Below are 18,322 nucleotides of genomic sequence, written 5' to 3'. Positions count from 1 at the left end.
CATGAGCTATCTCGACGAGCGCGACCTTGCCTTCCTGCTCTATGACTGGCTCGATGCCGAGCGGCTGACGCGACATCCGCGCTTCGCGGAGCATTCGCGCGAGACTTTCGACGCGGTCCTCGATGTCAGCGCGAAGCTCGCCGCGTCCCGCTTCGCGACGCATTACAAGAAGGCCGACCAGAACGAGCCGGTGCTGGACGGTGAAACGGTTCGTGTCATCCCCGAAATCAAGCAGGCGCTGACGGCCGCGGCCGAAATGGGCCTCTTCGCCAGCGATTTCGCCAGCGAGGTCGGCGGGCTGCAACTGCCCAAGCTCGTGCAGACAGCGTCGATGGCGCATTTCATGGCGGCGAACATCGCGACAGCCGCCTATGTCATGCTGACCACGGCGAATGCCCGCCTCCTCTGCGCCTTCGGCACGCCCGCCCAGATCGAAACCTTCGCCCTGCCCCAGATCGAAGGTCGCTGGCTCGGCACCATGTGCCTGTCGGAGCCGCAGGCCGGCTCGTCGCTGGCCGACATCACGACCCGGGCGGTGCCCGATGGGGCCGACGCGCTCGGCCCGCGCTACCGGCTTTCGGGTTCGAAGATGTGGATTTCGGGCGGCGACCAGAACATCTCCGAGAACATCGTCCACCTCGTCCTCGCCAAAATCCCTGACGCGTCCGGTGCACTTTTGCCCGGGGTCGGCGGCATCTCGCTCTTCGCCGTGCCAAAAATCCTGCCGGACGGGACGCGCAACGACATCGCCGTCGCCGGTCTCAACCACAAGATGGGCTATCGCGGGACGACGAATTGCCTGCTGAACTTCGGCGAGGGGACGCGGCATCGGCCGGCCGGGGCCGCCGGCGCCATAGGCTACCGTATCGGCGAGGCCGGCAGCGGGCTCGCGCTGATGTTCCAGATGATGAACGAGGCGCGCATTTCGGTCGGTCTCGGTGCGGCTGCGCTGGCCGTGCGCGGCTATCGCCAGTCGCTCGGCTATGCGCGCGAGCGGCCGCAGGGGCGTCCGCTGATAGGTGAGAGCAAGGACCCGGCGGCCAAACAGCGGCCGATCATCGAACATGCCGATGTGCGCCGGATGCTGCTGGCCCAGAAGAGCTATGCCGAGGGCGCGCTGGCGCTCATCCTCTATTGTGCCGAATTGATCGATCAGGAGACGACCGCCACGACGCCCCAGGAGCAGGCTCGCGCCACAGCGCTGCTTGGCCTGCTAACCCCGGTCGCCAAGAGCTGGCCCTCCGAATTCGGCCTTGCCGCCAACGATCTGGCGATCCAGATCCATGGCGGCTACGGCTATACGCGCGATTTCGACGTCGAGCAGATCTATCGCGACAACCGCCTCAACCCGATCCATGAGGGCACGCACGGCATCCAGGCCATCGATCTGCTGGGCCGCAAGATCCTGCGCGATCGCGAGCAGGCGCTGGAGCTGCTGGAAGCAAAAATCGAGCAGACGGCCGCCAAAGCCGAAAATGACGCGCGGCTCGCCGACCTCGCCGTCAGGCTGCGCGAAGGCTGGGCCGAGGCGCGCGCGACGATCGCCGTGCTCGCCTCGCTCGATGACCCGGCTCAGGCCCTGATCAACGCCTCGGTCTTCCTCTCCGGCTTCGGCCATGTCGTCGTCGCCTGGCTCTGGCTGGATCAGGCCTGCGCGGTCACCGCTAAACTTGACGAGCAGGACAGTTTCGCGCGCGGGAAGCTCAGGGCTTGCCGCTGTTTCTTCGAGGCCGAACTCCCCAAGGCACAGCAGCAATTCGCCTTCGTCGCGAGCCTCAACACGACGGCGGGCCTGATGCCGCTCGACGAATTCTGAAGACAAAGACCAACATTAGCAGTGGCGCCAAATAAAAAGGCCGGGACAGCGTCCCGGCCTTTTCATTTGCTGTGAGCCGGCTCAATTCACCTTGCAGGCCACCGCCGGCGCGACGTCGGCAGCGCTGACGGTCGTCTTGACCACAGGCCGCAATTCGCCATTCACCATCTCCACCACGCCGAAATAGTTCGGCTTGAGGAGCTGGCGGTCTTCGGCGCGCATCACGAGCTTGCCCATGATCGTGTCATAGGTCTTGCCCGGCAAAGCCTTGGCGATGTCGTCCGTCTTGACGCTCTTGGCGTCCTTCACCGCCTGGAACAGCACCTGGTAGCCGAGATAGGCCTCGCCCTCGAAATTGGTCGGCGGCACCTTGTACTTCTCGGTCCAGGCCTTGACGAAGCTGTTGTTCTCCGGCGTGTCGAGCGTCGACGAGTAATTGATGATGCCGAAGACACCCTTGGCGGCGTCGCCCAAGGTCTTGACCGTGCCGTCCGTGGTGAAGCTCACGCCGGCCACGGTGATCGCGTCGGTCAGGCCGAACTGCTTGGACTGCTGCGCGAAATTGATGGCGTCGCGCCCTGCGAGCACGACCCAGACGCCCTCGGCACCGGCCTTCTTGATCTGCTCGATATAGGGCGCGAAATCGTTGGTGTTGGCCGGCGGGAAGAGTTCCGCGACCATCTCCTTGCCGGTCGATTTCACGGCTTCGGAGAAGAGCGTCGCCGAGCCCCGGCCCCAGGCGATGTCGATAGCGACGACCGCCCATTTCTTCTCCTTGCGCTCCTTCAGCCACGGCTTCACGGTCGCGGCGTCCATGGCCGATTGCGTATTGACGCGGAAGACGCGCTTGGCGCAGTTGGCGCCGGTCAGTTCGTCGGCCTTGTTGACGACGGAAATGTAGATCGAGCCCCAGCGCTCCATCAGCGGCGCGATCGCCAGCCCCTCGCCGGAAGCGATCATGCCGGTCACGACCGGATAGCCCTCCATCACCAGTTTCTCGACCTGGCGGCGGGCGAGGTCGGGCTTGGCTTCGGTGTCGTAGGATTTGAATTCGACCTTGCGCCCGTCGACGCCGCCGGCTGCATTGGCCTCGTCGATGGCGAAGCGGGTCGCCCGCATCACCTCGTCGCCAAGCGACGCATAGGTGCCCGAAAGATCGGTCGCGACGCCGATCTTGAGCGGATCGGCGGCTCTGGCGCCCGCAGCCGAAAGTGCGGCGGCCAGAGCAAGGCCCGTCATCATCATTGTCCTGGACATGTCTTCGTTCCTCCCTGGGATTGAACTTGATTGCGGCGTTGTTCGCCCCGTTTCTGTGACGGATTGGCTAGATCGCGATGTGCTGCTGAAACTCCTCCGCCCCGATATCGGCAAGCGGGCCCGAAGCGGCGACGGCCCCCTTGGACAGGACATAGAACCGCTCGGCGACGCGCCTGATCAGCCCGACGCTCTGCTCGATCAGCAGGATGCCCATCCCGTCATTGCCGAGCCTGACGAGGAGTTCGGCGAGTTCGTCGACGATGACCGGCGCCAACCCCTCGCTGGGCTCGTCGAGGATGAGCAGGTCAGGGTTCGCCATCAGCGCGCGGCCGATCGCCAGCATCTGCTGCTGGCCGCCGCTGAGCGCGAGCCCGAGGCTCGCCTTGCGCTCCTCCAGGATCGGGAACAGCTGCTTGACCGATGCAAGCGACCAGGGGCCACGTCGGCCGGTCGCCGCGCCGAGCAGGAGGTTCTCCTCGACCGTCAGGTTGGTGATGATGCCGCGTCCCTGCAGCACGACCGAGATGCCGTTCTGCGCGGCGGTATAGCGCTGGAGATCGCGCATCGCCTTGCCGCGAATCGCGACATGGCCGCGCTCGATGCGCGTGACGCCGCATAACGTATTGACGACCGTGGTCTTGCCGACGCCGTTGCGCCCGACAAGCGCGACCCGCTCGCCGGCGCCGATATCGAACGATACGCCGTTCAGGATGCGGGCCTGCCCATAGAGCGCATGGACGTCGTGAAAGGAGAGCAGCGACATCACGCCTCCGTTCCGAGATAGGCCGTGACGACGCGCTTGTCGGCGCGAATTTCCGCGACACCGCCCTCGGCGAGCGTCTGGCCGAGATGCAGCACGGTGATGCCGTCGCAGATGCTGAAGACGACCTGCATGTCGTGCTCCACGAGCAGCACCGTGACGTTCCAGCGATTGGCGAGATCGCGCAGGATCGTCGCCAGCCCGTGCGATTCCTCGACAGTGAGACCGGCGGCCGGCTCGTCGAGCAGCAGGACGCTCGGGCGTCCGACCAGCGCGAGAGCGAGGTCGAGGCGGCGTTGATCGCCATAGCTGATCTCGGCGGCAGGCGTCCGCGCCAGGGCCGTGAGGTTGAGCTCGGCCATCACCTCCTCGATTCCGGCATCGGTCACCGCCCAGGAGGCGATGCGCAATTGCTGTTCGACGCTGAGAGCCGGGAAGATGTTCGTGCGCTGGAAGGAACGTGCGAGGCCAAGCCGGCGGCGCTCCTGCGGCTTCAGGGCGGAGATATCCTTGCCGTCCAGCAGAACCTTGCCCGGCTGCCCGCGCACGCGGCCCGACAGCACGTCGATCAGCGTTGATTTGCCGGCGCCATTGGGCCCGATCAGGCCGCGGATCTCGCCGCGCTTCACGGCGATGTCGACGCCCTTCAGGGCGCGGAACCCACCATAGCGCCGCTCGACGCCGAGGCCCTGGATCGCGATGCTCGCGCTCATGGCTTGCTCCGCCGCGCGGCCCAGAGCCGGAACGCCAGCCCGACCATGCCCTGGGGCATCAGAAGCGTGACGGCGACGAGGACGGTGCCGACGATCGCCGGCCAGAATTCGGCGAAGCGACCGGCGAAATCCTTGAGGAAGAAGAAGCACACGGCGCCGATCGCCGGGCCGACGATGAACTGGGCGCCGCCGACGACAGCCATGATCAAGGCCGTTCCCGACAGGCTCCAGTGGAACATCTGCGGCGCGATATAGCCGTTATAGGTCGCCTGCAGCACACCGGCGAGTGCCGCCAGGAAGGCCGCGATGGCATAGACGACCGCAGGCGGAATGGCGGTATCGTGGCCGATGAAACGCGCCCGTTCCTCATTGTCGCGCACGGCGGCGGCGATCTGTCCGATGCGGCTGTTGACGAACAAAGCGAGCCCGGCGAGCGCCAGAACCAGGGCCGACCAAGCGACGACGACCATCACCGCGGGGTCCTGCAGCGAGCTCGAAGCAAAGCCGAAGATGCGCGGCGGCAGATCGAACGACATGCCGTCATCGCCCTTGGCCAGCTCGCGCCAACGGAAGGCGATCTCATAGAAGGCCTGGCCAACCGCGAGCGTCAGCATGGCATGAGCCACACCGGCGATTCGCGCGAAGACGAGGCCGAGCAGGAAGGCGACCAGCGTCGGCAGCGCGAGCGCGAGAAGGAGCGCAAGTTCCGGCGCCACCAGTTGGCGCGCGACGAGAACACCGAAGGCATAGCCGCCAAGTCCGAAGAACGCCGCTTGGCCGAAGCTGACGCGTCCGTTCTGCAGGACCAGGAAGCCGACGCTTGTCGCGAGCAGGGCGTCGACGATGGCCTGCGTCGTCAGGGAGAGCGTCAGCTTGGATGAGACAAGCCAGGGCATGGCGACGCCCAGAGCGAGCGCCAGCGCGGCGAAGCCCAGAATCCGCGCCGTTCCTGGCATGGCCGGCCTTTTGGCGGGTGCGGCCTTGTCGACGACAGAGGTCATGTCCGCGACCCCGCAAAACCCGTTGGCCGCCAGATCAGGATGCCGATCATCAGCAGGAAGGGCAGCATGGTCGCAGCCCAGGGAAGATAGATCGCGCCGAGATTGTGGATCTGGCCGATCAGCAGGGCCGCGATGAAGGCGCCGCCGAAGCTGCCGAGCCCACCGATGACCACGACGATGAAGGAATCGATCAGGATGTAGTTGCCCATTGTTGGCGACAGGGTCAGCAGCGGTCCGGCGACCACGCCCGAAAGGCCGGCCAGCGCGGTGCCGAGCCCGACGACGACGAGGCTGAGCCGGTCGACGTCGATGCCCTGGATCGAGGTGACATGGGCATTCGTGCTGGCGGCGCGGACATAAAGCCCCATCCGCGTGAAGCGCAGCCAGGCCGCCAGACCAGCGGCGACCAGCAGGCTGACGGCGATGATGAAGAGCCGGTAGATCGGGAATGGCGAGCCGGCGATCTCGACGGTGCCGGCCAGCAGCTTGGGCACGGGATAGCTCAGATAGGCCTTGCCCCAGGTGACGGTGACCACGGTCTCGAGGATGAGCAGCAGCCCGAAGGTGATCAGCACGGTGACGATATGGTCGTGCTTGCGCAGGCTGCGGAAGACCAGGGCGTCGAGAACGCAGCCGACAGCCGCCATGAAGACGACCGAGACCAGCAGGCCCAGCCACCACTGCCCGGAAGCGGCCAAGGTGTAGCCGACATAAGACCCGAGCATGAACAGAGCGCCATGGGCGAAATTCACCACCTCGCGCAAGCCGAAGATCAGCACGAGGCCGACCGCCAGCAGATAGAGCAAGCCGCCATAGACGACACCGTTGAGGAGTTGGATCGCCATTCGCCTAGCCTGCGGTATAGCCGCCATCGACATAGATGGTCTGGCCGGTGATGTAGGAAGCGGCGCGGGACGCCAGGAAGACGATGAGGCCGGTGACGTCGTCGACCTCGCCCAGCCGCCCGATTGCTGAGCGCGACAGCACCTTGTCGTAGAGCTGGGGCTGCGTGCGGATCAGCTCGCGATTGAGATCGGTGACGATCACGGTGGCGCCGACCGTGTTGACCGTGACACCCTGGTGGCCCAGCTCGAAAGCCATGGCCGCTCCGAAATTGGCGAGCCCGGCCTTGGCGGCGCAATAGGCCGTGCGGTTCGCCATGCCTCTCCCCGACAGGATCGATCCCATATTGATGATGCGGCCATAGGCGTTCTCAGCCATGACCGGCGCGAACGCGCGCGAGCACAGAAAGGCGCCGGTCAGGCTGACGTCGACGACCTCCCGCCATTCGCTCAGCGACGTCTCCGCGAGCAGCTTCGGAGAGGTGACGCCGGCATTGTTGAACAGGATATCGGCCCGGCCGAAGGCCGCAACGACCGCTTTGCGCGCGGCCTGTACGGCGTTTTCGTCGGTCACATCGCCTTCAACGATGAGGCAGCGCCGGCCCGCCGCCTCGACGGCCTTCGCCGTGCGTTCGAGCTTGGCCCGGTTGCGGCCGATCACGGCGATATCCGCGCCGGCCTCAGCCATGGCCTGCGCCGCGGCGGAACCGATGCCGCCGCTACCGCCGGTGACGACCGCCGCGAGACCTTCGAGGCTAAAGGGTTGCGATTTCATGGACATGGCCCGGTCACATCGCCATCTGCCCGCCATCGACCGGTAAGGCGACGCCGGTGATGACACGCGCCTCGTCGGAGGCAAGGAACAAGGCGGCTGCCGCGATATCCTCCGGCTCCGGCATGCGAGCGAGCGGAATGGTGGAGCGGAAGCGTTTCATCGCCTCGTCCCGGTCATTCGCCATGCCCGGCAGGAAGGCCTGGAGCATCGGCGTTTCCGTCACGGTCGGGCAGATCGCGTTGACGCGAATGTTCTGCGGCGCGAGTTCCAGCGCCAGGCTGCGCACCAGACCGACAATGCCGTGCTTGGCGACCGTGTAGAGGCTGAAATTCGGCTTTGCCTTGAGCCCCTGCAACGACGAGGTGAAGAGCAGGCAAGCCCCCGCGGGATTGCCTGTAGCGCTCTGGCGCAGCGCCGGCAGTGCGGCGCGGGTCATCTTCAACACGCCGACGAGATTGACGCGCAGCACGCGTTCCATCAACTCGTCGTCGATCGTCTCGAAGCTGCCGGTAAAGGGGCCGCCGGCATTGTTGTGCAGGATGTCGAGCGCGCCGAAACGGTCCAGCGCGAAGGCGACGGCCTGATTGCACTGCTCGCTCACGGTGTGGTCGCAGTGAATGAAGGCAGCGGCCTCGCCGATCCCGGCCGCGACGGCACGGCCGGCTTCGTCGGCGATATCGGTGACGACGACCCGCGCGCCCTCTGCCGCGAAGCGCTGCGCGACGGCCTTGCCGAGACCGGAACCAGCCCCGGTGATCAGCGCGACCTTGCCCTGAAGTCGGCCGTTCACGAGCGCGCCTCCGCGAGCAGGACAGCCGGTGGCGTTGCGATCTCGAGCATGGCGGCGATGCGGCCGCGCAATTGCGCAGCCTGCCCGCACAGCAGCGGGTCGGTGGTCCGGCACAGCCGCTCTGCATCGGCGAGCATGCGGATCAGAATCGCATGCTCGTCCTCAGGACGGCTCTCATGGCGACGCTCATCGCCCATCGGCAGCTTCCTTCCCAATCATCGGCCTCTTGTCGCGCGGCTCTAACCGCGCCCGGGCCTTCTCACATCATTTTGTCGCCAGGGCCCGCCGCGCGAGCCGCGCGACCGCCCGATATTCAGCTCTGATAGGACGGCTTGCGCTTCTCCTTGAAGGCAAGCAAACCCTCTGTCGCGTCCGGCACCGTGGTCGCGTAGTTCAAGACAAAATCGATCTCGTAGCGCAGACCAGCCTCGAGGTCGGTTGTCAGCGTCTTGTTGGCGAGATGCTTGGCCGAGGCCAGGCCGACCCGGCTCTTATCCGCCAGTTTCTCGATGAGCCGGTCGAGCGCCTGTTCAAGCTCGGCATGGGGCACGACCTCATTGACGAGCCCAATCTCCCGCGCTTCTGCCGCACTCAGCAGTTGCCCGGTCAGCATGAGATGCTTGGCGCGCAGCATGCCGATCGCGCGCGGCAGGCGTTGCGAGCCGCCGGCACCCGGAAGCTGGCCGAAATTGAGGTGGCCGTCCCCGATCCGCGCGGTATCCGCCGCGAGCACAACATCGCAGGCCAGCAGCAATTCGAGCCCGCCGGCGACGCAAACGCCGTTGATCAGCGCGACATAGATTTTCCGGGAACTCTCGATACCAGCCAGCATCGCGAAGAAATCTTCCAGGAAGCGGGAGAACTGCGCGGGTTCGCGATAGAGCTTCAGGTAGCCGTCGAGATCGCCACCCGCCGAGAAGCTGCGGCCGCTGCCGATAATGCTGACGACGAAGACATCGGGCATGGCCTCGATGGTTTCGACAGCCTGCTTCAGCTCGCGGACCGTCGCCCAGTCCAGCGGGTTGAGCTTCTCCGCACGCTGGAACGACAAGCGGACATGGCCGCCGGATCGCTCCAGCCTGACATTCTCGCCTTCGTTCAACAGGGTATCATCCTGAGAGAGCATTCGCCTCGAACCAACTGTCCACTTGTCCGACAAAGAAGACGCTAACATCAGCCCGTTCCCCGATCAAGAGAGTGCAGGCGCGCGTCGCGGGATTATTGCGCCCGCCGCGGGAGCGATGCGGCCTCAGACGCGTTCGAAGATGGCCGAGATGCCCTGGCCACCGCCGATGCACATCGTGACGAGCGCGTAGCGACCGCCCGTCCGATGCAATTCGTGCACGGCCTTGACGACATTGATCGCGCCTGTCGCACCGACAGGATGGCCGAGCGAGATGCCGCTGCCATTGGGATTGACGACAGCCGGGTCGAAATCGAGCTCGCGGGCGACCGCGCAGGCCTGGGCCGCGAAGGCCTCGTTCGACTCGATCACGTCGAGATCTCGCACGGTCAGCCGGGCCTTCGCCAAGGCCTTGCGTGTCGCCGGAACCGGGCCGATGCCCATATAGTCCGGCTCGACACCGGCATGGGCGTAGGCGACAAGCCGCGCGAGTGGCCTTGCCCCGTTGCGCCGAACCGCCTCCTCCCCGGCAAGAACGATCGCCGCCGCGCCGTCATTGATGCCCGATGCGTTTCCGGCCGTGACGGAGCCGCCATCCTTCCTGAAGATGGTGCGCAGCCCCGCGAGATCGGAGGCCTTGACGTCATGCCTGACGTGCTCGTCCTCGACAAAGCTGACCGGGCCGGAACGCGTCTTGATCTCGATGCCGACGATCTGCTCCTTGAAGCGGCCTTCCCTGATCGCGTGCGAGGCGCGACGATGGCTTTCAACCGCCAGAGCATCCTGTGCCTCGCGGTCGACATTGTAGCGCGCGGCGACGTTCTCCGCAGTCACGCCCATCAGGATGCGGCCGAAGGGGTCTCGCAGCGCCCCGTCGAGCATATCGACCATCGGCGCGTCGCCCATCTTGACGCCCCAACGCATGGATGGCGACAGAAAGGGAGCCCGGCTCATGCTCTCCGAGCCTCCACTTAGCGCGACATCGGCATCCCCCAGCAAAATCGTCTGCGCGGCCGAAATCACGGCCTGCAGGCCCGAGCCGCACAGCCGGTTCACCGTGAATGCCGGAGTTTCGACCGGAATGCCGCCGTTCACGGCGGCCACGCGGGCAATATAAGCGTCCCGCGGCTCCGTCTGGATGACCTGACCCCAGGCAACATGCTGGACCTGCTGGGATGCGATTCCGCTGCGCTCCATCGCCGCCTTCACGACCGTGCTCGCCAGTTCGGCCGGCGCGATGTCCTTCAGCGCGCCACCGAAGGTGCCGATGGCGGTGCGCTGGGCAGCCAGGATGAAGACCTCGGTCATCGATCACTCCGTAACGTTTGCGCAAGGGCATGCGCGTCGATTGCGACACGGCCGACATTAATGTCGGGTTGTCGGACAATCAACAGCTTTGCTGTATGCGCACGCAGCGGAGGGCAATCAGCTCTTTTTAATCGCGTAGACGCGAGGTGTGAGCTCCTCGATCTGCCGTCCGGCCCAATCCCGCTCAGCTGCCGTCTTGATGACGTCCCGCTGCCCCTGACGAAGCATCTCGATATCGTTCCCGATGTCGAAGTGAAGCAGCTGGCCGTTGGCGACGACCTGCCGACCGTCCACGTAGACGTCGCGGATCGCGCGATCATTCGCGGAATAGACGATGCTGCGGATCGGGTCGTAATCCGGCTGCATATAGGGATTGCCCATATCGACGATGGAGAAATCGGCTTTGCAGCCGACGGCCAGGCGGCCGAGATCGGGCCGGCGAATGATGTCTGCGCCGACATGGGTCGCGGCGCTGAAGGCGTATGACGTCGGCGCTGCGGTGAAGCTGCCCGCAACGATGCGGCCGGCGTAGCAAGCCATCCGCAGCTCATCCAGCATGTTGTGCGGAAAGCTGTCGGTGCCGATGCCGACGGGAATCCCCGCATCGACATAGCGGGCGAGCGTATTCAGCGCGATGCCCCGGCGCGCGAAGACGACGGGACAATGGGCGACCTGCGCGCCGCTCTCGACCAGCCGCTGGAAATCATTGCCCTGCGGCCAATGCAGCCATGGATGGTCGTTGAGGAAGATGCAGTGCCCGATCACCGTGTCGGGACCGAGCGCGCCGATCTTCTCGAGCCATTCGATCGGCGTGCAGCCGGTGCGGCGGACGATTTCCTGGAACTCCACGATGCTCTGTGCGGCATGGATCTGGATAGGCTGGCCCCGCTCCCGCGCGGCTTCGAGAGCCCCCATGATCTGGCCCTCAGTGCAGGTGTCGATCTGTGCCGGGCCGAAATAGCCGCTGATCAGCCCGCTGGGATGCTTGCTCGCGTCGTCGGCCACCTTGATGGCCTCCAGCATCAGCCGGTCGCCCCGCTCGGTGTCCAGATCGTACTCGACGGAATGCCCGTTGCGAGTCCGCCAGGCGCCCGAGCGATGCATGGCCCAGAGAACGGCGCGAATGCCCGTTGGTTCGTAATCGCCGACCCAATCCTCGCGAGGCGCTGCGAGATCGCAGATGGTGGTCACGCCGCTGCGCAGCAGTTCCGAGATCGCCACCCGGCAGGCATGGCGTGCGTATTTCGGACCGATATTGAACACCGGCATGAATTCGTACAGCGAGCTCTGCCCGAGGCGCCTGCTCCCCAACTCCTCCAGCATGCCCTTCCAGCCCGGCTCATGGCCCGGATGGCTATGAATATTGACGAAGCCGGGCATGAGCATCACGCCCCGGCCGTCCTGCTCGACCTCCGCCGTTCCCGGGTAGCCCGGCCCGACATGGATGATCTCGTTGCCGGCGAAGGCGAAATCCGCGTTCTCCAGATAGACATGTGATGATGTGGCGGCGTCCCAAGCGACGATCCAGTCGCAATTCCGGATGACCGTCGTCGTGACCTGCCCCTGGTCGTTGTTCATGTCCTGACCCATTCGTTTCCTGCCCCATTCGTTTATTGCGGAACGGCATTCGTCGCCGGCCCTTGCAGAAGAAAGTATCGGTTTACTGCGGATTCCGAGAATCCTCAGTGACGATCTGGTTTGGCAATGCTCGCGATGGATTCCCTTGCTGGCGCCCGGTCTTCACAGAAGATTGCAGCACCTTGCCGGTGTAGATGGAACGGGGTTCCACCGCATGACGACCGTGCAAGCCAGGACACTTGAAGTTGTTTTCGGCCGTCAATAGGCTCGCTTCCACACGCCGGAAAAAAGGCGGGCCCAGGGGAGTGAACAATGCCGAAGATGATCACTAAAATTGCTGCGCTTGGTATCGCTGCCGCCGTATTTGCCGTCTTCGCGGGGCCAGCCTCGGCACAGGCGACGCTCGATACCGTCAAGAAGCGGGGCAAGCTGCTTTGCGGGGTGTCCCCGAGTTCGGCCGGTTATTCCTATGCCGACGACAAGGGCGTGCGGCAGGGGTTCGACACGGATGTTTGCCGTGCAGTCTCGTCCGCTGTCTTCGGAGCCCCCGACAAGGTCGAGTTCGTCCCACTCAACACCAATATCCGCTTCCAGGCGCTGCAATCGGGCGAGATCGACGTGCTCTCGCGCCAGACGACCATGACCTTTTCGCGCGACAACTCGCTCGGTCTCGATTTCGCGCCGATCGTTTTCTACGATGGGCAGGGTCTGATGGTTTCGACCAAGCTCGGCGTCAAGAACGCCTCGGAGCTGTCGCAGGCTGCGATCTGCCTGCTGCCGGGAACGACGACGCTCCAGAACCTCGAGGACTATTTCAAGCCGCGCAACATCAAATACGAGGCGGTGGTTTTCGAGGACAACAATGAATGGCGCAACGCCTTCTTCTCGGGCCGCTGCGACGTCATCACCACCGACCGTTCCGACCTCGCCTCGGTGCGCGCCGTCGCCAACGATCCCAAGCAGTTCATCATCCTGCCGGAAACGATCTCGAAGGAGCCGCTCGCGCCCGTCGTTCGCCAGAACGACAGCAACTGGCGCGACATCGTCTCCTGGTCGGTCAACACGCTGATCGCGGCCGAGGAATATGGCGTCACCAAGGACAATGTCGACGAGCAGCTGAAGAGCAAGGATCCCGAGGTCCAGCGCATGCTCGGCGTCAACGGCGATCTCGGCAAGATGCTGAATCTCGACAACAAATGGGCCTATAACATCATCAAGCAGAACGGCAATTACGGCGAGATCTTCGAGCGCAGCCTCGGCGAGAAGACCGCGCTGGGCCTCACCCGCGGCCCAAACCAGCTTTGGAACAAGGGCGGCCTGCTCTACTCGCCACCATTCCGGTGATCATAGCCAGCGTGCGTTCCCTCGTTTGACCTGAGACCGCCGGCAGCGCTCCGTTGCCGGCGGCCCTCCAGCCTGGAACAGCTCGATGGCTTCCTCTGCATCCAGTCCGGTGCGGCTGCTCTACGATGTGCGCGTGCGCGCCGTGCTCTACCAGGTCGTCGCCGTGGCATTCGTCGTCGGCGTCGGGCTCTATCTGTTCGGCAACGTCTCGCGCAAACTGGCCGAGCAGAACATCGCCACCGGCTTTGCCTATCTCTCGCGGCCCGCTGGTTTTGTCATCAGCCAGTCGTTCATCAGCTATGATTCCAGCGACACTTACGCGCGGGCACTGCTCGTCGGCATCTTCAACACGATCTGGGTGTCGATCTTCGCGGTCACGCTTTCGACGCTGCTCGGGCTGCTTGTCGGCATCGCCCGGCTGTCGCGCAATCCGCTGCTGGCCTTCCTCGCGCTGATCTATGTCGAGGCGCTGCGCAACGTGCCGCTGCTGCTCTACCTGTTCCTGTGGTACGCGCTGATCGTTGCGGTGTTCCCGCCCGTGCGCGAGGCGTGGCAGCCCTTGCCCGAGGTCTTCCTCAGCAATGGCGGACTGATCGTTCCGTCGCTGCGCTGGTCGCCGGCGCATACCGGCGTGCTCGTCGCTGTGATTTTGGGCATCGTACTGGGGTTCTTCACGGCCTCGATGCTGCGCCGCAGGCGCGTCGCCTCCGGGCAAAGCGAGACTGCATGGCCGCTCATCCTCGTAGCGCTTCTCGGACCTCCCCTGCTGGCGATCCTGCTTCTTCAGCCCGATCTCGTGGTCAACTGGCCGGAAAAAGGCCGGTTCCGCATCACCGGCGGTGTCCAGGTCACTCCGGAGTTCACGGCGCTGCTGGTTGGCCTTGGCCTGTCCGCCTCGGCTGGAATCGCGGAGGTCGTGCGGGCCGGCATTCTTTCAGTCGGGCGCGGCCAATGGGAGGCCGCGCGCGCGGTCGGGTTGCGCGACAGGTTGACCATGCGGCTCGTCGTGCTGCCGCAGGCGCTGCGCGTGATCGTGCCGCCGCTCACCAGTTCCTATCTGTCGACTTTCAAGAATTCGTCACTCGCCATCGCCATCGGCTATCCCGACCTCGTGATGGTGTCCAACACCACGATGAACCAGACGGGTCAGGCCATCGAGGGCATCGCCATCTTCATGCTGGTCTATCTGAGCATGTCGATCACGATCTCCCTGTTCATGAACTGGTACAATGCCCGCGTCGCGCTGGTGGAGCGCTGAGATGGCCAGCGTCGCGGAAATGGAGACACTCAACCTGGCGCGGGAGGATCTGCCGCCGCCGCGCGGGCGCGCGCTGACAGCCCGGGTGAAGCCCTTCCTGGGCACGCCGATGAACGCCGTGATCACGCTCGCCTGCCTGTGGCTGATGTATCGCCTGCTCACCGCCGCCTGGGGCTGGCTCGTGACGCGCGCGGTGCTGGAAGGCGGGCCGCAAGCCTGCAAGGCCGGGTCCGGCGCCTGCTGGCCCTTCCTGGCGGCGAAGCTGCGCTTCATGATCTTCGGCTTCTACCCTTACGACGAGCATTGGCGACCGGCGCTTGCGGTCGCGCTGTTCCTCGGCGCGATGATCGTCTCGATGATCCCGCGTTTCTGGTCGCGGCGGCTGTTATGGCTCTGGCTGGCCGTGCCGGTGATCTGCGGCGCGCTGATGTATGGCGGCGTGTTCGGCCTGCCCGTCGTCAGCACCACCAATTGGGGTGGCCTGCCGCTATCCTTCATGCTGTCCTCGGTCGGCTTGGCGTTCGGTTTTCCGCTCGGCGTGGTGCTGGCGCTGGCGCGCAGCTCGAAATTGCCGGCCATCCAGGTCATCGCCATCATCTTCATCGAGGTCGTCCGCGGCGTGCCGCTGGTCTCGATCCTGTTCATGGCCTCGGTGATGCTGCCGCTGTTCATGCCCGATGGCATCACCGTCGACAAACTCCTGCGGGCGCAGACCGCGATCATCATCTTCGCCGGGGCCTATATCGCCGAGACGGTCAGGGGCGGGCTGCAGGCGGTCCCGAAGGGCCAGCACGAGGCGGCCGCGGCGCTTGGCCTCGGCTACTGGCTGTCGATGCGCAAGATCATCCTGCCGCAGGCGCTGAAGATCGTGATTCCGCCGCTGGTCAACATTTTCATCGGCTTCTTCCAGGACACCACGCTGGTCACCATCATCGGCCTGCTCGACTTCCTCGACACCGTCCGTGCGTCGCTGCGCGACCCGAACTGGCAGGGTATCGCGGTGATGGAGGGATATGTCTTCGCTGCGCTGGTCTATGCCCTGTTCAGCTACGGCATGGGGTCCTATAGCCGCTTCCTCGAGCGACGACTCAAGACCGATCATGATCGCAGTCCGGCACATTGAGCCGGGCTGCCTCGCCTCTCCTTCCGACAAGGGCCTTGCCGGGCACCATGCTGACCTATCCCGATACCTTCTATGCCCGCACGGCCGCCACGACCAAGGGCAGGCTCCCGCTGCAGGGCCGCTCCGAAGTCGATGTCTGTATCGTCGGCGGCGGGCTCGCCGGCCTCACTTGCGCCTATGAGCTTGCGCAGGCAAGGCGCTCGGTCATCGTACTCGAGGCCGAGGCGGTCGGCTGGGGGGCATCGGGCCGCAATGGCGGCTTTGTCGGGCCGGGCTATGCGCGCAGCCATGCCTCGATCGCATCTGCCATCGGCGAAGCGAAAGCACGCGAACTCTACGGTCTTTCGATCGAAGGCATGCGCATCGTCTCCGACAACATCCGCGAACTCGATATCGGCAGTGCCGACCCGCGGCCCGGCAAGATCGGCGTCGTCAGATATGACAGCGGCGACAGCCTCAAGCGGGCCCGCGACCGGCTGGCGGAGGACCACGGTCACGGCGTCGATTTCTGGCCGACGGAACAGGTTCGCGACGTCCTGCGCTCCTCGAAATACCATCAGGCGCTGTTCGACCCGCACTCCTTCCATATTCATCCGCTGAACTATGCACGCGCCCTGGCGGACGCCATTGAAATGCGGGGCGGTCGTATCGTCGAGGGATCGCGGGTCGTCTCGGCAGAACTCGCCGGTCCTCAGAAACGTCTCGTCACCGCATCGGGCGAGGTGCGCGCGCGCCAGGTGGTGTTCGCCTGTGGCGGCTACACCGACACGATCGTGCCAAAACTGCGCGCGAGCCAGTTGCCGATCGCGACCTATGTGCTGACGACCGAGGCGGCACCCGAGCTGATCGGCAAGGCCGTCGCCACGCGCGCAGCCGTCAGCGACGACCGCCGGGCCGGGGATTACTACCGTCTCATCGATGGCGGGCAGCGTCTGCTCTGGGGTGGCCGCATCACCACCCGCACGAGCGAGCCGCATGACCTCGCCGCCCTGTTGCGCCGGACGATGATCTCGACCTATCCCGAGCTCGAAGGGCTGAAGGTCGAGATCGCATGGTCGGGCCTGATGTCCTATGCGCGCCATCTGATGCCGCAGATCGGCCAGCTCAGCCCGCATGTCTGGCATTGCCTCGGCTTCGGCGGCCACGGACTGAACACCACGGCGATTGGCGGTCGCGTCGTTGCCGAGGGCATTCTGCAGACCAGCGATCGCCATCGGCTGTTCGCGCCCTTCGGTCTTGTCTGGAACGGTGGCGTATTCGGCACCGTCGCGGTGCAGGCGACCTATTGGCGCTATCAGATGATGGATTGGCTGCGCGAGCGCTGATGCGCAGTCGCTCCTCGACCGCGCCAGCAGCGGAGCCGCTCACGCGTACTGGCCTGGATTTTGCTCGCAAGCACATCCGGTGCTTCGGTAACCCCAGGGTAACTATGAAGCGTCACATTTGACCGGATTGAGGTCCCTGGTTCAGCGCTGCTTCGGGAGTGAATTCATGGATGCCTTTACGATGCTCATTATGGCCTGCGTATCAGGTGAGCCGACATGCACGGCTTCTCGGATCAGCGACATGGGTTTTACAACTCTCGAATCATGCGAATCCCGGATCGATGACATAACGAAGGCGATGACCAGGCAATTCGCCACGCGCGCGGAGTTGAAAGGCAAGCAAGTGACGTATGACGTCTCATGCCTCGACAAGACGCAGCTCTGGCAAAAACTAGGTATTGCGCAAAGCGACATCTAGGCAAAAGCAACTCCGCGACAGGTTGCTCGACTGCTGTCGGCGAATGAGAAATGCGCCCTGAAACTCATGCGGGGAACCTTTTTGCGCCGATATCGTTTTGCTGCAAGTTCTGTCATCTAAAAGGAGACCGATCATGATGAAGAAACTTGCTCTTGTGACCGTTCTTGCACTGATTCCGGCGACATCCTTCGCGCAGAACCCTCAAGGGGCGCAGGGCGGCGCAGCTGGTGGCGCGGCGACAGGCGCAGTTGGCGGCGCGATCGTCGGCGGTCCCGTAGGCGCGGTGGTCGGCGGCGTGGGCGGTGCGGTTGTCGGCGGTATTATCGGCGATCAGACCCCGCGCTTCCAGAGCTATGTCGTCGAACAGCGCGTTCCGTCCTACACCTACGCCGAGCCGGTCGCAGTGGGAGCGGTGCTGCCGGAAAGGGGCGTAACTTATCGCGAAGTTCCGCGCGAATTCGGCGAAACCCAGTACCGCTACACCGTCGTCAACAACCGAACCGTCCTGGTCGAACCCAAGACGCGTCGGATCGTTCAGATCATCAACTGACCTGAAATTTGCGGTTGGGCCCGCTCCGCAAGGGGCGGGCCCATTGCGTGCCATGATCACCGCTGACGCTTGTGCCAACGACACAGACAGGCGGCGTTGCCGACGCGCAGGCGATAGGGCGCAGCACCTCAATCCTCATCCTCGCGGGCGCGGCCGGTCTCGACGAGGATCCCGCGCTTGCCGGCGTGGTTGGCGGGGCCGACGATGCCCTCGTTCTCCATCCGCTCCATGATCGAGGCGGCGCGGTTGTAGCCGATCTGCAGGCGGCGCTGGATGTAGGAGGTCGAGGCCTTCTTGTCGCGCAGGACCACCGCGACCGCCTGGTCGTAAGGGTCCTCGCT

General features: G+C 64.8%; 19 protein-coding genes. 7 read left to right on the top strand and 12 right to left on the bottom strand.

Annotation, left to right across the window (positions count from 1 at the left end; translation table 11 throughout):
• The first annotated feature begins 1 nt into the window (after window position 1).
• Window positions 2-1,816, top strand: a complete 1,815-nt coding sequence (locus C4S73_RS04505; RefSeq protein ID WP_103871317.1) for an acyl-CoA dehydrogenase — start codon at window positions 2-4, stop codon at window positions 1,814-1,816.
• Between the two features lie 81 nt (window positions 1,817-1,897).
• Here the strand turns inward: C4S73_RS04505 and C4S73_RS04500 are convergent, their stop codons facing one another.
• The 11 genes from C4S73_RS04500 to C4S73_RS04455 all read right to left on the bottom strand — a co-directional run bounded on the left by C4S73_RS04500 (window position 1,898) and on the right by C4S73_RS04455 (window position 11,963).
• A complete protein-coding gene (locus C4S73_RS04500; protein WP_160115668.1) occupies window positions 1,898-3,073 on the bottom strand; it encodes an ABC transporter substrate-binding protein in 1,176 nt (391 codons plus the stop codon).
• A 67-nt stretch (window positions 3,074-3,140) separates the two neighbouring features.
• The gene (locus tag C4S73_RS04495; RefSeq protein ID WP_200827923.1) at window positions 3,141-3,836 is read right to left on the bottom strand and encodes an ABC transporter ATP-binding protein; all 696 of its coding nucleotides are present in this window, start codon (window positions 3,834-3,836) and stop codon (window positions 3,141-3,143) included.
• Window positions 3,836-4,546 carry an ABC transporter ATP-binding protein gene (locus C4S73_RS04490; protein WP_103871314.1) on the bottom strand — a complete coding sequence of 237 codons (711 nt, stop codon included), beginning with the start codon at window positions 4,544-4,546 and terminating at the stop codon, window positions 3,836-3,838. The genes C4S73_RS04495 and C4S73_RS04490 overlap by 1 nt, the downstream gene beginning before the upstream one ends.
• On the bottom strand, window positions 4,543-5,547 hold the full coding sequence (locus C4S73_RS04485; protein WP_103871313.1) for a branched-chain amino acid ABC transporter permease: 1,005 nt from the start codon (window positions 5,545-5,547) through the stop codon (window positions 4,543-4,545). Before C4S73_RS04485 ends, C4S73_RS04490 begins: the two co-directional genes overlap by 4 nt.
• Entirely contained in the window at window positions 5,544-6,392 is an 849-nt protein-coding gene (locus tag C4S73_RS04480) for a branched-chain amino acid ABC transporter permease (RefSeq protein ID WP_103871312.1), read from the bottom strand. The genes C4S73_RS04485 and C4S73_RS04480 overlap by 4 nt, the downstream gene beginning before the upstream one ends.
• Window positions 6,393-6,396: 4 nt before the next feature.
• Window positions 6,397-7,164: an SDR family NAD(P)-dependent oxidoreductase gene (locus C4S73_RS04475; protein WP_160115667.1), complete on the bottom strand. Its 768-nt coding sequence runs from the start codon at window positions 7,162-7,164 to the stop codon at window positions 6,397-6,399.
• 13 nt (window positions 7,165-7,177) lie between these two features.
• Window positions 7,178-7,954 carry an SDR family NAD(P)-dependent oxidoreductase gene (locus C4S73_RS04470; RefSeq protein ID WP_160115666.1) on the bottom strand — a complete coding sequence of 259 codons (777 nt, stop codon included), beginning with the start codon at window positions 7,952-7,954 and terminating at the stop codon, window positions 7,178-7,180.
• Complete coding sequence (locus tag C4S73_RS28125; RefSeq protein WP_160115665.1) at window positions 7,951-8,151, bottom strand: hypothetical protein; 201 nt, start codon at window positions 8,149-8,151, stop codon at window positions 7,951-7,953. The genes C4S73_RS04470 and C4S73_RS28125 overlap by 4 nt, the downstream gene beginning before the upstream one ends.
• A gap of 116 nt (window positions 8,152-8,267) precedes the next feature.
• Window positions 8,268-9,056 carry an enoyl-CoA hydratase/isomerase family protein gene (locus C4S73_RS04465; protein ID WP_160115664.1) on the bottom strand — a complete coding sequence of 263 codons (789 nt, stop codon included), beginning with the start codon at window positions 9,054-9,056 and terminating at the stop codon, window positions 8,268-8,270.
• Between the two features lie 147 nt (window positions 9,057-9,203).
• Window positions 9,204-10,385 (bottom strand): acetyl-CoA C-acyltransferase family protein, encoded by a 1,182-nt coding sequence (locus tag C4S73_RS04460; RefSeq protein WP_103871308.1) that lies wholly within the window; start codon window positions 10,383-10,385, stop codon window positions 9,204-9,206.
• 117 nt (window positions 10,386-10,502) lie between these two features.
• Window positions 10,503-11,963, bottom strand: a complete 1,461-nt coding sequence (locus C4S73_RS04455; RefSeq protein WP_103871807.1) for an amidohydrolase family protein — start codon at window positions 11,961-11,963, stop codon at window positions 10,503-10,505.
• Window positions 11,964-12,284: 321 nt separating this feature from the next.
• Between C4S73_RS04455 and C4S73_RS04450 the strand changes: the two genes are divergently transcribed.
• From C4S73_RS04450 to C4S73_RS04425, 6 genes are all read left to right on the top strand, one after another.
• Window positions 12,285-13,307: an amino acid ABC transporter substrate-binding protein gene (locus C4S73_RS04450; protein WP_200827949.1), complete on the top strand. Its 1,023-nt coding sequence runs from the start codon at window positions 12,285-12,287 to the stop codon at window positions 13,305-13,307.
• 85 nt (window positions 13,308-13,392) lie between these two features.
• The gene (locus tag C4S73_RS04445; protein ID WP_103871306.1) at window positions 13,393-14,565 is read left to right on the top strand and encodes an amino acid ABC transporter permease; all 1,173 of its coding nucleotides are present in this window, start codon (window positions 13,393-13,395) and stop codon (window positions 14,563-14,565) included.
• A 1-nt stretch (window position 14,566) separates the two neighbouring features.
• Window positions 14,567-15,688: an amino acid ABC transporter permease gene (locus C4S73_RS04440; protein ID WP_244595436.1), complete on the top strand. Its 1,122-nt coding sequence runs from the start codon at window positions 14,567-14,569 to the stop codon at window positions 15,686-15,688.
• 50 nt (window positions 15,689-15,738) lie between these two features.
• Window positions 15,739-17,013 (top strand): NAD(P)/FAD-dependent oxidoreductase, encoded by a 1,275-nt coding sequence (locus tag C4S73_RS04435; RefSeq protein WP_103871805.1) that lies wholly within the window; start codon window positions 15,739-15,741, stop codon window positions 17,011-17,013.
• A gap of 166 nt (window positions 17,014-17,179) precedes the next feature.
• Entirely contained in the window at window positions 17,180-17,431 is a 252-nt protein-coding gene (locus C4S73_RS04430) for a hypothetical protein (RefSeq protein WP_146071272.1), read from the top strand.
• A 133-nt stretch (window positions 17,432-17,564) separates the two neighbouring features.
• Complete coding sequence (locus tag C4S73_RS04425) at window positions 17,565-17,981, top strand: DUF1236 domain-containing protein (protein WP_103871304.1); 417 nt, start codon at window positions 17,565-17,567, stop codon at window positions 17,979-17,981.
• A 128-nt stretch (window positions 17,982-18,109) separates the two neighbouring features.
• Here C4S73_RS04425 and C4S73_RS04420 read toward each other — a convergent pair.
• On the bottom strand, window positions 18,110-18,322 hold a 213-nt coding region (locus tag C4S73_RS04420; protein ID WP_280177570.1), incomplete at its 5' end, for a DNA translocase FtsK.

This window comes from Allobosea lathyri (assembly GCF_900108245.1).
Taxonomy (GTDB): Bacteria; Pseudomonadota; Alphaproteobacteria; order Rhizobiales; family Beijerinckiaceae; genus Allobosea; species Allobosea lathyri.
The sequence above is the reverse complement of the archived record's forward strand: the minus strand, read 5'-3'. Positions and strand labels throughout refer to the sequence as shown.